At 56.0% G+C, this 13,451-nt stretch carries 16 protein-coding genes, 1 pseudogene and 1 riboswitch; of the genes and pseudogenes, 7 read left to right on the top strand and 10 right to left on the bottom strand.

Annotated features, from left to right (window positions below; translation table 11 throughout):
* Nucleotides 1–127 (bottom strand): annotated as a pseudogene (gene gcvT, locus ACR0AK_RS22835) (glycine cleavage system aminomethyltransferase GcvT); the annotation flags it as partial.
* 369 nt (nucleotides 128–496) lie between these two features.
* Here gcvT and ACR0AK_RS22830 point away from each other — a divergent pair.
* From ACR0AK_RS22830 to ACR0AK_RS22810, 5 genes are read left to right on the top strand one after another with little or no spacing between them, the layout of a single operon-like run.
* Nucleotides 497–1,147: a histidine phosphatase family protein gene (locus tag ACR0AK_RS22830; RefSeq protein WP_170566389.1), complete on the top strand. Its 651-nt coding sequence runs from the start codon at nucleotides 497–499 to the stop codon at nucleotides 1,145–1,147.
* Nucleotides 1,148–1,168: 21 nt separating this feature from the next.
* Complete coding sequence (locus ACR0AK_RS22825) at nucleotides 1,169–1,783, top strand: glutathione S-transferase family protein (protein ID WP_480795108.1); 615 nt, start codon at nucleotides 1,169–1,171, stop codon at nucleotides 1,781–1,783.
* A gap of 14 nt (nucleotides 1,784–1,797) precedes the next feature.
* On the top strand, nucleotides 1,798–2,844 hold the full coding sequence (locus ACR0AK_RS22820; protein WP_480795107.1) for a saccharopine dehydrogenase: 1,047 nt from the start codon (nucleotides 1,798–1,800) through the stop codon (nucleotides 2,842–2,844).
* A gap of 12 nt (nucleotides 2,845–2,856) precedes the next feature.
* Complete coding sequence (locus tag ACR0AK_RS22815) at nucleotides 2,857–3,105, top strand: SemiSWEET family sugar transporter (protein WP_109310859.1); 249 nt, start codon at nucleotides 2,857–2,859, stop codon at nucleotides 3,103–3,105.
* A gap of 22 nt (nucleotides 3,106–3,127) precedes the next feature.
* Nucleotides 3,128–4,270, top strand: a complete 1,143-nt coding sequence (locus ACR0AK_RS22810; protein ID WP_480795106.1) for a saccharopine dehydrogenase family protein — start codon at nucleotides 3,128–3,130, stop codon at nucleotides 4,268–4,270.
* A gap of 71 nt (nucleotides 4,271–4,341) precedes the next feature.
* Here the strand turns inward: ACR0AK_RS22810 and ACR0AK_RS22805 are convergent, their stop codons facing one another.
* The 6 genes from ACR0AK_RS22805 to ACR0AK_RS22780 form a co-directional block, all read right to left on the bottom strand.
* Nucleotides 4,342–4,545, bottom strand: a complete 204-nt coding sequence (locus ACR0AK_RS22805) for a DUF1127 domain-containing protein (protein WP_170566399.1) — start codon at nucleotides 4,543–4,545, stop codon at nucleotides 4,342–4,344.
* Between the two features lie 51 nt (nucleotides 4,546–4,596).
* A complete protein-coding gene (locus ACR0AK_RS22800) occupies nucleotides 4,597–4,824 on the bottom strand; it encodes a DUF1127 domain-containing protein (RefSeq protein WP_170566402.1) in 228 nt (75 codons plus the stop codon).
* 270 nt (nucleotides 4,825–5,094) lie between these two features.
* Entirely contained in the window at nucleotides 5,095–5,589 is a 495-nt protein-coding gene (locus tag ACR0AK_RS22795) for a universal stress protein (RefSeq protein ID WP_170566405.1), read from the bottom strand.
* Nucleotides 5,590–5,606: 17 nt separating this feature from the next.
* A complete protein-coding gene (locus ACR0AK_RS22790) occupies nucleotides 5,607–6,947 on the bottom strand; it encodes a TRAP transporter large permease (RefSeq protein WP_170566409.1) in 1,341 nt (446 codons plus the stop codon).
* Nucleotides 6,948–6,964: 17 nt separating this feature from the next.
* Nucleotides 6,965–7,501: a TRAP transporter small permease gene (locus tag ACR0AK_RS22785; RefSeq protein ID WP_170566412.1), complete on the bottom strand. Its 537-nt coding sequence runs from the start codon at nucleotides 7,499–7,501 to the stop codon at nucleotides 6,965–6,967.
* Nucleotides 7,502–7,569: 68 nt separating this feature from the next.
* Nucleotides 7,570–8,586: a TRAP transporter substrate-binding protein gene (locus ACR0AK_RS22780; protein ID WP_170566415.1), complete on the bottom strand. Its 1,017-nt coding sequence runs from the start codon at nucleotides 8,584–8,586 to the stop codon at nucleotides 7,570–7,572.
* A 170-nt stretch (nucleotides 8,587–8,756) separates the two neighbouring features.
* On the opposite strand from ACR0AK_RS22780, the gene ACR0AK_RS22775 reads away from it, so the two are divergent.
* Nucleotides 8,757–9,668 carry a LysR family transcriptional regulator gene (locus ACR0AK_RS22775; RefSeq protein ID WP_170566418.1) on the top strand — a complete coding sequence of 304 codons (912 nt, stop codon included), beginning with the start codon at nucleotides 8,757–8,759 and terminating at the stop codon, nucleotides 9,666–9,668.
* Between the two features lie 186 nt (nucleotides 9,669–9,854).
* Nucleotides 9,855–10,097: a hypothetical protein gene (locus ACR0AK_RS22770; protein ID WP_170566421.1), complete on the top strand. Its 243-nt coding sequence runs from the start codon at nucleotides 9,855–9,857 to the stop codon at nucleotides 10,095–10,097.
* A gap of 81 nt (nucleotides 10,098–10,178) precedes the next feature.
* On the opposite strand, the gene ACR0AK_RS22765 is transcribed toward ACR0AK_RS22770, so the two are convergent.
* The 3 genes from ACR0AK_RS22765 to ACR0AK_RS22755 are packed head-to-tail and all read right to left on the bottom strand — an operon-like array spanning nucleotide 10,179 to nucleotide 12,728.
* Nucleotides 10,179–11,078, bottom strand: a complete 900-nt coding sequence (locus tag ACR0AK_RS22765; RefSeq protein ID WP_480795105.1) for a metal ABC transporter solute-binding protein, Zn/Mn family — start codon at nucleotides 11,076–11,078, stop codon at nucleotides 10,179–10,181.
* Nucleotides 11,075–11,977 (bottom strand): metal ABC transporter permease, encoded by a 903-nt coding sequence (locus ACR0AK_RS22760; protein ID WP_217356591.1) that lies wholly within the window; start codon nucleotides 11,975–11,977, stop codon nucleotides 11,075–11,077. Before ACR0AK_RS22760 ends, ACR0AK_RS22765 begins: the two co-directional genes overlap by 4 nt.
* Nucleotides 11,970–12,728 carry a metal ABC transporter ATP-binding protein gene (locus tag ACR0AK_RS22755; RefSeq protein ID WP_480795104.1) on the bottom strand — a complete coding sequence of 253 codons (759 nt, stop codon included), beginning with the start codon at nucleotides 12,726–12,728 and terminating at the stop codon, nucleotides 11,970–11,972. Before ACR0AK_RS22755 ends, ACR0AK_RS22760 begins: the two co-directional genes overlap by 8 nt.
* Before the next feature lie 230 nt (nucleotides 12,729–12,958).
* Nucleotides 12,959–13,168, bottom strand: a riboswitch (cobalamin riboswitch).
* Between the last annotated feature and the right edge of the window lie 283 nt (nucleotides 13,169–13,451).

Genomic DNA, 13,451 nt, shown 5'->3' with positions numbered 1-13,451 from the left:
ACTGCTTATGCTCACCCATGATCCCCAACGGATACTGAACAGGCATCTCCCAACCAGCAAAATCAACCAGCTTACCTCCCAACTCAACATGAAGAGCGTAAAGTGGCGTGCGTTTCAATTCGGTCATGGCAGAGACCTTTCCTGATACCTTGTCAAATATCGTCGCGTTGACCGCAACCTTGGCTGTATTCTGCCGCAATGTGACACCAAGGTTCCTAGGACTGTTCAGCAAGTCAACAGGCTTGAACCATCGCGTTTTAATCGAGCCGAGGCAACAGGTGCCGCAGATATGTGTATGCAGCCGCATGCAGCGATCTTGTATCCTATAGGAAACTTTTTTCCGTTAGGCAACACTGTGTGCAATAGGCTAATGGCCGCTTTCTTACGCGAATAGAAACAGCATCGCCATCAAACTGATTTTTGACCGCTTTCTGCCAAAGGGCTCTGGCACCGGCCCCGAACCTGCCCTAAGACTTCGCGCAAGAGGGGACGCGCGATGGCACATATCACACTGGTGCGTCACGGGCAGGCCAACACCGCCGCACGCGACGAAGCAAACTATGACAAGCTCAGCGAGCTGGGCCATCAGCAGGCACGTTGGTTAGGTGCGCATTTGCAAAACACTCAGGCGTTCTACCCACGTGTCTTTTGCGGAACGCTGTCGCGACACGTGGAGACCGCTGCCAGCATGGGACTGCCAGAACCCACCCGCGATCCGCGCCTCAATGAGATCGAATACTTCAACATTGCCAAACTATATGAAGAGCAGCACGGCGTTTCGATTCCAACGGACCGTGAAGGGTTCGTCGAACACTTGCCGCGAACTTTTGCCGCTTGGGCAAGAGGTGAGATCGAAGAGACCCCGGAAACCTTTGAGGAATTCGAAACACGTGTCTCGGACGCCTTGCGTGATATCGGAACCGACGGCGGACCAGCGATTGTCGTGACATCGGGCGGGTTGATTTCGATGGTGGTTCGGCAGGCGATGGGACTGGACATACAGGCGATGGCACGGGTTGCGCTTGCCATAATGAACACCTCAATGCATCGTCTGCACCCGATCGGTGCGCAGTTGAGCCCAGTACTGTTCAATGCAGTCCCGCATCTGGAAGCGCCCGACCGGCACTTCGCGCAGACGCATTTGTAATCCAGTTCCGGAGGTACTCTAATGCAGCTTTATTTTGCCCCCCGCACCATCTCGATCGCCGTTGCCATCGCATTGGAGGAAGCCGGCCTTGAATATGAAGCGGTCCGTCTGGATTTCGCCGAAGGGGAACAGACCAAACCGGCGTACAAACAAATCAATCCGAAAGGCCGTGTTCCCGCATTGGCGGTCGATGGCGGTATTCTGACTGAAACCGGCGCATTGCTGGAATACGTTGCCGCGGTTGCTCCGGACGCAGGTCTGGTCCCCGCTGATCCGGTCATGGCGGCCCGGATGCGCGAAGTGATGTATTATCTGGCTTCGACCATGCATGTGAACCACGCACACAAATTGCGAGGGGCTCGCTGGGCCGACAAAAAGGCCAGTTGGAAAGACATGACCGACAAGGTCGCGCACACAATGACGGCGTCCTGTGAATACATCGTATCAAACGGTTTGCGCGGGCCCTTTGTGTTGGGCGATACGGTTTCACTGGCCGATGCGTATCTGTACGTGGTTTGCAGTTGGCTGGAAGGCGACGGTGTGGACGTGTCGGCCTTTCCCAAGATCCTCGCTTTCCGCGAGGCGATGGAGGCGCGCGCCTCGGTTCAGGCGGTGCGTGCCGCCGGGATGCTTTAAGTAAAGGACGACGCATGACACATCTCTGGGTCCGGGCAGAACAGCGCCCGAACGAAGAACGGGTTGGTTTGACCCCTGAAGGCGCAGCGTCCCTGATTGCGGCAGGCATCCGGGTAACCGTCGAGGAAAGCCATGCCCGCGCCATTCCGATTGACGGGTACAAAGATGCAGGCTGCGAGATCGCGCCTGAGAATTCCTGGCCAGATGCCCCCCTTGATGCCATCATCTTTGGTCTCAAGGAGTTGCCCGAGGACGGCACTCCCCTGCCCCACCGCCACATCATGTTTGGCCACGCCTATAAGGGTCAGCATTCTGGCCGTGCCCTTTTGGACAGGTTCAAAGCGGGTGGCGGTACGCTCTATGACTTGGAGTATCTCGTAGACGAGAATGGCCGTCGTGTCGCAGCATTTGGCTACTGGGCTGGTTATGCTGGCGCAGCGGTTACCCTGAAGGCATGGGCGGCGCAGCAACGGAATGAGGAATGCCCGCCCGTTGGTGTGTATTCGGGCAAGGACGCGCTGAATGCTGAATTACTTGCAGAGTTGAACGCCACAGGTGCCAATTGCCCCCGCGCCATTGTGATCGGCGCGTTGGGACGGGTGGGCAAAGGCGCCTCCGATCTATGTGAGGCCATGGGTGTCAGCGTTACTAAATGGGACATGGCCGAAACCGCCAACGGCGGGCCTTTCCCCGAAATTCTGCAGCATGACCTGTTTCTGAACTGCATTTTTGCCCGCCCGGGCACCCCGATCTTTGTTCCGCGAGAGGCGCTGACCAGCCCGCGCAACCTCACCGCCATTGGTGATGTCGCCTGCGACCCGGACAGCGATTACAACCCGGTACCCGTTTACGACCGCGCCACCACGTGGGACGCCCCCGTCTTGCGCGTCGCGACGGATCCGGTGATGGATGTCATGGCAATCGACAATCTGCCCTCGATGTTGCCAGTCGAAAGCTCGGAAGACTATGCCGCGCAACTGCTGCCGACTCTGCTGACGCTGAAAGAGATCGAAAGCGGTGTTTGGGGTCGGGCACAGGGCGAGTTTCGCAAACATGTCTGAGCCGGTGCACGCATGGAACACTTGATCGGCGGTGCAGCAGCGGTTCTTGGCACGATCTGCTGGCTTCCCCAGACCCTGAAAACCTGGCGCAGCCGCGAAACCAAAGATCTGTCCCTGCCCGCAAACCTGCTGATCCTGTCGACACTGACGTTGTGGTTGGCCTACGGATTAATGATCGCCGCATGGCCCTTGATCCTGGGTAATGTGATATCGATCCTTCTTGTCGGAGCGATCGTGATCGCAAAATTGAAATTCGGCTAACCAGCCAAAAAGGAGCTTACGAATGACCATCCATTGGTGTGGTACCGGCCTTTCGGCCATCCCGGGTCTGCGCCGCCTGATTGAGGGCGGTCATAAAGTCACCGTCTGGAACCGGACTATCGAAAAAGCCAAGGCCGAGGTCGGAGACCTGACCGACGACATTCGTGCCTTTGACATCGACGCACTGGGCGCGGTGCTGGAAAAAGGCGACGTGATCGTCTCAATGCTGCCGGGCGATTGGCACGTGCCACTGGCGGAACTGGCCATCTCCAAGGAGGCCAATTTTGTCTCATCCTCTTACATCGCACCCGAGATGCGCGCGCTGGACGACAAGGCGCGCGCGGCCGGTGTGGCACTGGTCAACGAAGTTGGGCTGGACCCGGGCATCGACCACCTGATGGCGCATGCCCTGATCGCCGACTATCGCGCATCGGACGCGTTTGATGCCAACAACCACCTGAGTTTCATCTCGTATTGCGGCGGCATTCCAAAAAACCCCAACCCGTTCCGGTACAAGTTCAGCTGGTCCCCGCTGGGTGTGCTCAAGGCGTTGCGTTCGCCGTCCAAGTCGATCCGCGACTATGCTCCGCTGGATGTCGCCCGCCCCTGGGATGCAATCAGCAGCTATGTTGCACCCCTGCCGACACCGGAAAGCTTTGAAGTCTATCCGAACCGCGACTCGCTACCGTTCATGGAAGAGTATCAGTTCGAGGATCACTGGACCGTTAAGGAATTCGTCCGCGGGACCTTGCGCCTGAATGGCTGGGCTGATGCGTGGTCGGACGTGTTCAGCGAGATCGAAACCCTGTCCGGACCCGAAGGCGATGCACGCCTGAAAGAAATGTCTGACCAGTTCTGGGACGAAAACGCCTATGACGAGGGCGAACCGGACCGCGTGGTTCTGTGCGTAGGGTTGAAGGCCGAGAAAGACGGTGTACCCGTCTGGCACAAAACCTATGTCATGGATGCCTGGGGCGACGCTCGTGGCACGGCAATGGCGCGCCTGGTGTCTATCCCTGTCTCGCTGGCGGTTGAGGCCGTCCTGAACCGTGCGATCGCCGTCGGTGTCCATGCGGCACCCAGCGACCCAAAACTGGTGCAAGGCTGGATGGCCGAGATCGACAAGCTGGCCCAGCATTTGCAGGTTGTGGATCACCTCGCGTAAGAAAAGCCACTCTGGCGTGCCAGAGTGGCTTTGTTTCTCTTTTTCTCAATCGCCCGCCTTTCGGCAGCTTGTCAGATGTAGCGCTGAATCGTGTCGTCAATATCGCTGCGATTTATGCCCAGCTCTGACAATTCCTGATCGGAAAAGCTGTTCAGATACTGTGCAGCCCGAACGATTTCGGAACTGATCGCACGTATGCGCATAGCGCGGTCGAACAACAGCAGGGCACTATTCGTGGGGGGCAATTGCTTGCTGGGTGGGATGACATCAAACATAGGGTCTACCTCATAACTGGTTACGCGAGCGTGTTTTGGGCTGGCCCGTCGCTACTGCCGATAGGGCGCACCGTGATAAACGCTTTGATAGGCGCGTTGCTTGATTTCAGCCCGAGGGACGCCGATGTCGCTCAGTTGGCGATCGTTTAGCGCCTCCAGGTCGTGGACTGTTTTGGCGAAAATCCTGCGGCGGAAGTGTTCGGTTCGGGCTTCTGCATAGTCCGCGAACAGCGTGGAAAAAACGTTGCGGTTCGGGGTAGTGGTCTGTGTCGCTTCCATGGTCTTCTCCTCCTGAATTTGGATTGCGGTTTTGGTCACAACTCAAATAAAGGAACCGGTTCTTAAGGAGAGAACACCGTTTCATTAAGCTCTGTTAACGAAACTTTCTGGGTGTGATTTGAGGCGGAGGTTTTTAGCTTGGCAAGCTTTGGCCCAAGATGAACACAGGGCCGTTGGATGCGGAACAGGCGGTGTTCTGGCATCACCAGGTTTGTTCGCTGTACAGCGCAAAGCATGGGCCGCTACGAATGCAGCGGCCCAGAGAATTTCCTAGCCCTCGTCCGGGTTCGGAACGATCAGTGTTGGGATATTTGACCGACGCAAGACACGTTTCGCCACCGTACCAAGGAAAGTGTGCGAAAAGCCGTGGTCATGTGCGCCAAGCACGATCAGATCGCACCCCATCTCGACCGAGCGCCGCAGGATCACTTCGGCCGGGTGCCCGTCGGTGACCTCGATCGAGGTCACCTGATCACGGATCTTGGCGTCTTCGCCTTCGAACTGCGCCCAGAACTTGGCTTGCCGCTCGGCCAACACCTTGCGCACCATCTCATGGCGCCGCTGGGCGGCGGTTTTGCGGGTCTCTTCGTTCAGGATGAACATGTCCATCGTGATCTTCGCGTCGTCGGACAGGGGTTCGTTCACATGCAGGACGTGAATTTCTGCCCCTGTTGCCATTGCAATGCTGGCAGCATTGCGCATGGCGTGACCCGAGTTCTCAGACAAGTCGGTCGCGAACAGGATATTTGTCACCATTTGTTTCATAACATTATCCTTTCAGGTCAGTAGCCCAACAGCCTGGGCAGCCATAGCGACAGCTCAGGGAAGAACGCAATGATAAAGATCGCGATGGTATTGGCCGCTGCAAAGGGCAAGGCACGCAGCGAGATCTGCTCGATCGTGATATTCGAAATACCCGATGCGATGAACAGGTTCTCACCCAGTGGCGGTGTCTGGAAACCGATGCCCAGCGTACAGACCATCACCACACCAAAGTGGATCGGGTCGATGCCAACCGAATAGGCCACCGGCAGCATCACCGGAACCAGGATCAGGATCGTGGCCAGCGTCTCCATGAACATTCCGACGAACAGCAGGAAGAAGATGATCAGCGCCCAAATCACATAGAGGTTGTCGGTAAAACTGAGCATCGAGTCCGCGATGATCGCGGGGATCTGGTTTTCCACCAGAAGGCGGCCGAACACGGTTGCGGTGAACAGGATCAGCAGAACACGCCCCGTCAGCCATGTTGTGGCTTCAAGCGACTGGAACAGCGACTGCCAGGTAAGTTCACGGTAGATGACGACGCCAACGACCAGGGTATAGAAGATCGCGACAATCGCAGCCTCGGTCGGGGTGAAGAAACCGGTATAGATACCGCCCAGGATCACCAGTGGAGCCATCAGCGACCAGAACCCACGGTACATTTCGCAAGCCACGTGACGCATCGACCAGCCTTCGGCAACACCTTTGTATCCACGCTTTTTTGACATGAAATAGTTCAGGATCAGCAAGCTGGTGGCGATCAGGAAGGCCGGAACGAAACCCGCGATGAACAGTTTCGAGATCGAAACCGACTGAAAGGTCCCGAATTTCTCGACCGCTTCAACAGGCGGCGCCATACCGAGCGCGGCAATGCCGAAGATCACCATCGGGATGGAGGGAGGAATAATAATCCCGAGACCGCCAGAAGAAGCGGTAATCGCAGAGGCATAGCCGCGCTCATAGCCGCGGTCGATCATTGCTGGGATCATCAGCATCCCCACGGCCGCGGTTGTTGCCGGGCCCGAGCCCGAAATGGCGCCGAAGAACAGACAGGCCATAACCGTTGCAGCCGAAATACCGCCGGTGAATGGACCAGCCAAACTTTCAGCAACATTGATTAGACGTTTTGAAATCCCGGCGGCCTCCATAAGAGCCCCCGCCAGAATAAATGCAGGCAGCGCCATCAGTGGGAACGCACCCACCGAAGTAAAGGCAATCTGCACAAACTTGATCGGGTTCTCGCCCAGGTAAAGGAACGAGAACAGTGATGCCACACCCAGAGCAACCGTGATCGGTGCGCCAATGAGCAGCAGTAGAAGAAACGATCCAAATAGGATTGTGACGATTTCGGATTCCATTGTTATTCCTCCCTGCCTCAGTCGCGCTTGGCTGCTTCGGTGGCAGCTTTGATTTCATCAAGGTCGATCTGGTCAGGATCATGGATGTCTTCGCCTTTGATCAGGCGGCGATAGTTCACCTGAATGATGCGGAAGGTCATCAATGCAAAGGCCAGAGGCAGCACCATGTAGATATACTTCATCTCGATGCCCAGGGTCTGGGACTTCCAGAACTTGTTCATCTTGTTGAAGACAAAGTCTGTGGCCAGATACAGGAAGTAGACGTTGAAAAAGAGCCAGAAGAGATCGGCAAAGGCCTCGATATACTTGATGTAGCGGCTGGGTAGAAACTTGAACTGGAAGGTCACCCGGTTATGGGCGCCTTTCAGGGCCGCATAGCTGGCACCGAAATAGACGAACCAGACGAACATGTAGACCGACAGTTCCTCGATCCAGCTGATCGAAAACCCGAATACTTCGCGGGCGACGATCTGTGCGAATAGCAGACAGACGAAACCCGAAAGTAATATGCGGCAAATGATACTCTCTATATTATTGAATATTTTCCAGAACATCGCGCTTCACAACTCCCTGTATGTGAAAAGAGCGCCGAAGCGCTCTTTCCCTTATCGCTCTGCGGCGATTATTGCTGGACCGGGTCGCGGCCGATGGCTTCGAGAACTGTATTCAGTTTCTCGACGCCACCGATGGACTCGTAGAACTGCGGCCATACTGCACCGGTTGCCAGTTCGATGAACTCGGCCTCATCGTTCTCAGGATCGATGATTTCCATGCCTTTAGCGGTCAGCTCTTCCTTGATTGCAGCTTCAGAGTCACGCAAGAACTGCGCCGATGCCAGAGTTGCTTCCTGACCGGCTTCCAGAAGGATCTTCTGATCTTCTTCCGACAGACCCTGGAATACCGATTCCGAAACGATCAGCGGTTCGATCGAGAAGATGTAACGCAGGTTGGTTACGTGGTCCTGGACCTCGTAGAACTTCATTGCGTTGATGGTCAGGTATGGGTTGTCCTGGCCGTCGACAACTTTGGTCTGCAGACCGGTGAAGGTTTCCGACCAAGCCATCGGCGTCGGGTTGATGCCCCAGGACTTGTAGGTTTCGATCATGATCTCGTTCTTGGGAACGCGGATGATCAGATCCTGAAGGTCAGCAACCGAGCTAACCGGCTTTTTCGAGTTGGTCAGACGGCGGAAACCCGTGTAGGTCCAGCCGATGATGCGCACGCCTGCGTCACGAATGGTGTTTTCCACCAGTTCCTGACCGATCGGGCCTTGGGTCAGCTTTTCAGCATCTTCCAGAGACAGGATCACATAAGGCAGAGTGAATACACCAACCGAAGGCGAGAACGGCGTGATGTTGTTGATCGCCAGCAGCGACATGTCCAGCGTGCCGATTGCGGCCTCGTTGACGGTGTCCTGCTCGGAACCCAGCTGACCGTTCAGGAACAGTGTAGCTGTGTGCTCGCCACCCGACTTTTCTTCGAGTGCCTTTACGAAAGCCAATCCAAGGGCTTCTTGAGCACTTCCCGCGCTGTCGCCGACGGCGATCTTGAAGTTCTTCGCGTCCGCTGCGCCCGCAACCATCAGGGCCGCGACCGAAACGGCAGCAGTCATGGTGCCAAGCTTTTTGATGAATGACATAGATGTCCTCCCAGTTCTATCAGGTTTCGAGGTGCGCGCTGACCTGGGGAGAGATGGCCAGTCCGATTCTACCTCGGCTTTTCCAGAGTAGCCGGTGAACTGTGTTTCTATGTTGCCATTCTTTGCGCGATAGGTTTCATATATATCAAACCTTGCGAGTTGGGAAGAATATGGTTGCCTCACGCCTCGGCGACAGCGACATCCGGTTGCTACGCGTTTTCAAGACGGTTGTCGAAAGCGGCGGCCTGTCCGCTGCCGAAGTTGAGTTGAACATCGGCAAATCTACGATTTCCAAACATATTACCGATCTGGAATTGCGATTGGGCCTAAAACTATGCACCCGTGGGCCTGCCGGATTTGCCCTCACAGAAGACGGTGCCAAGGTGCTGCAAGCGGCAGATCACTTGCTTGTTTCTGTGTCGCAATTTCGGAACGAAGTGAACGAGATCAAGGAACAACTTGGGGGAACAATCCGCGTTTCGCTGTTTGATCAATGTGCGTCAAACCCGGATTCCCGCCTTGCCCGCGCCATTCATCGTTTTAACGAAGCCGCCCCGTCAGTGCAGATCGAATTGTCCCTTGAGCCGCCGAACGTGATTGAAACCATGGTCATAAGTGGCCAGCTTGACATTGGAATCATCGCGCTGCATCGCCCTTCGACAAGTCTCAACTACGCGCCCTTGTATGGCGAGAACATGTTCCTGTATTGCGGCCGGGAACACCCCCTGTTCGATGTACCGGACCGGCGTCTGAGGACGAGCGATTTGCTCAGATACAATTATGTTGGGCTCAGCGTGAACTCTCCGAACCTTATTGTTGGTCAACAGTTGGGCTTTCGACGGTCAGCAAAAGTTCAAAGCGAGCAGGCGCTGGCTATACTTGTTCTGTCGGGGCGATACATCGGTTATTTGCCTGACCACCTTGCGCAGGACTTTGTAGATCAGGGAAAGATGCGAATGGTGCTGCCGGGCGAAACGCAATACCGAACCCGGTTTGCAGCCGTGACCAGAAAGCAACCTGAACCGACGCGGGTGACCAAGCTGTTTCTGGAAGTATTGCAGAGCGAACATTCGAAACCCTGACAACTTCTCGGCCAACACAATTCATGCCGGTTGTGGTCGAGGCGCACCTAATCACTTCCTATCAGCACTGAAACGCAAGGTTGGGGTGGCGTTTTTGGTACCGCCAAAAACTTGTGACTTTCCGCCACATCACTAGCGTTTGCCTTCCTCTCACTTACATGTGCGGCATCAAAATGAGGCGGACACATGATAGACGACGACCCCCAACCCGTTGGGTACTATGACGCGCACGACATATGGACACTGGACCCAACGCCTGCGGATCAGCTGGTCTACAATGCTTTTGCAACTGGCGTTGTTGATCTTCTACAGGTGTTGGATGACAACAAATCCATGATGTCCCGGGACGTTTACGCAAGACTGTTCGCCGCGCTTTTGGGTCTGTCCCGAACTCTGGGGGAATACGAAGATGGCTGGAGGCCCGACTAAACGACGGCTGCCCAAATAGCCCGATCGTCGCAGCACAGCACGAGGCGGCGGTTCAGGCACCGCCTCGCGCCATTGGAATAGTTAACTTGCGGTTACGTTCTCAAGAGCGTTCAGCAGAGTATTCAGGTTGTGCTGGAACATCGCGAGATAGCTGGTGGCCGGTCCACCTCGTTCGGACAAGGCGTCCGAGAACAGCCGACCGCCAATCACGATGCCCGTTTCATCCGAGATTTGCTGGACCAAAGTTGGGCTGGTGATGTTCTCGACAAACAGCGCCGCAGCACCTTCCGCCTTCAATTGATCAATCAGGATAGCAAGATCCTTCGCCGATGGCTCTGCCTCGGTGTCGATGCCAACCGGTGCAAGGAACGTCAGGCCATAGGCGTCTGCGAGATATCCAAACGCATCATGCGCGGTCACCACCGTACGGCGATTAGCGGGCAGGTCTGCCAGCTTGACCTTGGTTTCGGCGTCCAATGCCTCAAGCTGAGCAATATAGGCGGTCGCGTTGGCTTCGATCTCATCGGCGTGCTCGGGCATCGCCTCTTTCATCACATCAGCGACATTGGTCACGTAAATTTTGCCGTTGGATAGTGAATTCCACGCGTGCGGGTCAATTGCACCGTCAACTTTCACTGGTGTGATACCATCAGTGGCAATGTGCACGGTGGCCTCTGTGCCTGATTCAGCGATCAAAGTATCTGACCACGTCTCAAACCCCAGACCGTTGACAAAGATGAGATCCGCTTGCGCAACGGCCTTCGCGTCTGCAACCGACGGCTGATAGACATGTGCATCTGCATCCGGGCCCACGATTGTCGTAACCGTGGCCAGGTCGCCCACGACCTCTTCGACCATGTCGCCGAGGATTGAAAAGCTGGCGACGATCTTGACGTCGTCTTCGGCTGCGACGGCTGGCAACGCCGCGACGGCAAACGACACAGAGGCGATGCCGGTATAGAGGGACTTCATAAGAGTCATTGCGCTCTCTCTTCTTGTTGAATTTGGGAAATGGGGATGTCTTTAGAAACAGACGGCTTGCTCAACCGTCTGCCAAAACCAAGCGGACCAAAAATGGCCGAGATCAGGAAGAACCCACCCGCAACCAAAACGATCGCAGGGCCGGACGGAGTGTCCGGGAACAGATAGGACAGGGTCAGTCCGATCCAGCAGCTGGACAGGGCAAACACAAAGCCCAGAACCAGTTGCCCTGTAATCGTACTGGCCCAATAGCGTGCCGCTGTTGCAGGCAGGATCATCAGGCCAACGGCCATCAATGTTCCCAGTGTCTTGAACGCCGCCAACAGGTTCAGAACCAACAGCAGCATGAAACCCTGATCAACCAACCACGGCCGGCGCGTCTGAGTTTCGAAGAAAACCGGATCACAGGTACTGACAATCAGCGGGCGCAGCAGAATGGCAAAGGCCAGCAAGGTTACCGTCGCCACCCCTCCGACAAGGATCATTGACGCATCGTCGATCCCCAGGATGGACCCAAACAGAAAGCTTTTTAGCGGAACAGCAGAACCGGCAGCAGACAAGATAAAGATACCCACCGCCAACGCGATCAGATACAGCGAGGCAAGGCTTGCGTCACTTCGCAAAATCGTCCGGCGCGCCAAAAATGCGGTCAGAATAGCGACGCCAACACCTGCGATCAGCCCTCCGACCAGCAGCGACATGACCGAGAGGCCCGCCGTGACAAAGCCGATAACGATGCCCGGGGTGATCGCATGCGCCATGGCCTCTCCGGCCAACGACAATCGGCGCAAAACAAGAAACGCCCCCACCGGCGCGACCGAGGCCGACAGGACCGTGGTCGCCACGAACGCGCGGCGCATGAAAGCAAAGCTCCACATTTCTGCGATCAGATCATACATTAGCGTGCTCCGCTGTATTTTGGGGGCCACGGAACATCCAGGATGCCTGGCTTTCCGAGAGGTAGCCTTGCGCGACCAGCCGGTCCGGCGTCAAAACTTCATTCACCGTTCCGTGGGTCGCCTCTTGACCGCCCAAAAGCAGCGCATGGCTGCAATGGTCCAGGACCGAGGAAAGATCGTGCACCACCAACACCACCGCGCGCCCCTCATCACGCCACCGGCGGATAATCGACAGCAAATGCGCCTCGGTGCTTTGATCGACTGCAGCAAAGGGTTCATCCAATAGGATCAGCGGCGCGTCCTGCATGATCACCCGCGCGAAGAGCGCACGCTGCAACTGCCCACCCGACAGCATGTGCAGCGGTCTGTCGGCGATATCTAAAACTCCAGCCTCATCTAATGCGGCTGCCATCCGATCGCGCGCAGCCGCATTCAGACCGGATCGATAGCCGAACCCGTGCCAGGCCCCCATCGCTGCAAGATCCCTGACACGAATGGGAAAACGGCGATCGAATTCGGTCATCTGCGCCAGATACCCAATGTCACGAGGGCGACCTTGCGGCCAATGCAGGGTGCCCGAAAGCGGATCCATCAAGCCCAGTAGCATTTTTACAAATGTGCTTTTGCCCGACCCATTCGCTCCAAGCACGGCCAAGGTTGTTCCCGCCGAGATGTCCATAGACAAGCGATGAAACAACGACAGGTCGCGGTAGCCCAAGGTCAGGTCACGGATTTGTAAGACTGCCGACATCAAATCACCGCGTAAATTGCCAGCCACAAGAGCGCCGACAGCGCCAGAGCACCTAAGACCAGCACCGGAACGCTAAATTCTGTCAGACATTTACCCCTTTGGGTGTCAGCTTTTTGCAATGACAAAGGCAACGCCTCCTGTGTTCGGACAGGGGCAAAGCGAGTGCAAAGTCGTGCACGGTACGAACCGCGTGAAACATTGTCATCTCCCTCTGGGACACCCCGCCCAGGTCCAAAAAAATTCGGATGGCAGGTCTCCTGACTTGCGGGTCAACGCTATCCCGATCCTTCCCAGGCAATTGCCCAGTGGACGATCTCGGGTCGCTCGCCGCCTACAGTTGCGGGGGCAGTCACGGAATTGGCTTTTTAAAGAACCGCACCGTATTCCCTTTTCTCCCAAACCGCTGAACACAGCCGGGAACCATCGCGACGACAAAATACGAAACAGTTTGATTCGACAAGACTGGGAATACAGTGACTACAGCAATTCGGTCCAACCACCGGTCGCCAATTAAATTCAGCCATTTGGCGCGATGGGTATGAGCAGGCCGTATTTGTTTCACGGAAACCAGTCGGAAACATAGTTTCTCATGGCGTCACGCGTCAGAATCCCACCGGCATATTTTTGGTTTTGATTTGGTTGCGGGAGTAGGATTTGAACCTACGGTCCAGCGCTTTGCGCGTTCGTCAGGTAATCGACCCACTGGATCGATTTCTGTTCTTC

It is taken from the genome of Ruegeria sp. BI12, from assembly GCF_056537985.1.
The sequence above is the reverse complement of the archived record's forward strand: the minus strand, read 5'-3'. Positions and strand labels throughout refer to the sequence as shown.

What these genes read in the sequence shown, in the direction of transcription:
- ACR0AK_RS22830 (WP_170566389.1), top strand. Translation starts at nt 497, where the DNA reads ATGGCACATATCACACTGGTGCGTCACGGGCAGGCCAACACCGCCGCA.
- ACR0AK_RS22825 (WP_480795108.1), top strand. Translation starts at nt 1,169, where the DNA reads ATGCAGCTTTATTTTGCCCCCCGCACCATCTCGATCGCCGTTGCCATC.
- ACR0AK_RS22820 (WP_480795107.1), top strand. Translation starts at nt 1,798, where the DNA reads ATGACACATCTCTGGGTCCGGGCAGAACAGCGCCCGAACGAAGAACGG.
- ACR0AK_RS22815 (WP_109310859.1), top strand. Translation starts at nt 2,857, where the DNA reads ATGGAACACTTGATCGGCGGTGCAGCAGCGGTTCTTGGCACGATCTGC.
- ACR0AK_RS22810 (WP_480795106.1), top strand. Translation starts at nt 3,128, where the DNA reads ATGACCATCCATTGGTGTGGTACCGGCCTTTCGGCCATCCCGGGTCTG.
- ACR0AK_RS22805 (WP_170566399.1), bottom strand. Translation starts at nt 4,545, where the DNA reads ATGTTTGATGTCATCCCACCCAGCAAGCAATTGCCCCCCACGAATAGT.
- ACR0AK_RS22800 (WP_170566402.1), bottom strand. Translation starts at nt 4,824, where the DNA reads ATGGAAGCGACACAGACCACTACCCCGAACCGCAACGTTTTTTCCACG.
- ACR0AK_RS22795 (WP_170566405.1), bottom strand. Translation starts at nt 5,589, where the DNA reads ATGAAACAAATGGTGACAAATATCCTGTTCGCGACCGACTTGTCTGAG.
- ACR0AK_RS22790 (WP_170566409.1), bottom strand. Translation starts at nt 6,947, where the DNA reads ATGGAATCCGAAATCGTCACAATCCTATTTGGATCGTTTCTTCTACTG.
- ACR0AK_RS22785 (WP_170566412.1), bottom strand. Translation starts at nt 7,501, where the DNA reads ATGTTCTGGAAAATATTCAATAATATAGAGAGTATCATTTGCCGCATA.
- ACR0AK_RS22780 (WP_170566415.1), bottom strand. Translation starts at nt 8,586, where the DNA reads ATGTCATTCATCAAAAAGCTTGGCACCATGACTGCTGCCGTTTCGGTC.
- ACR0AK_RS22775 (WP_170566418.1), top strand. Translation starts at nt 8,757, where the DNA reads ATGGTTGCCTCACGCCTCGGCGACAGCGACATCCGGTTGCTACGCGTT.
- ACR0AK_RS22770 (WP_170566421.1), top strand. Translation starts at nt 9,855, where the DNA reads ATGATAGACGACGACCCCCAACCCGTTGGGTACTATGACGCGCACGAC.
- ACR0AK_RS22765 (WP_480795105.1), bottom strand. Translation starts at nt 11,078, where the DNA reads ATGACTCTTATGAAGTCCCTCTATACCGGCATCGCCTCTGTGTCGTTT.
- ACR0AK_RS22760 (WP_217356591.1), bottom strand. Translation starts at nt 11,977, where the DNA reads ATGTATGATCTGATCGCAGAAATGTGGAGCTTTGCTTTCATGCGCCGC.
- ACR0AK_RS22755 (WP_480795104.1), bottom strand. Translation starts at nt 12,728, where the DNA reads ATGTCGGCAGTCTTACAAATCCGTGACCTGACCTTGGGCTACCGCGAC.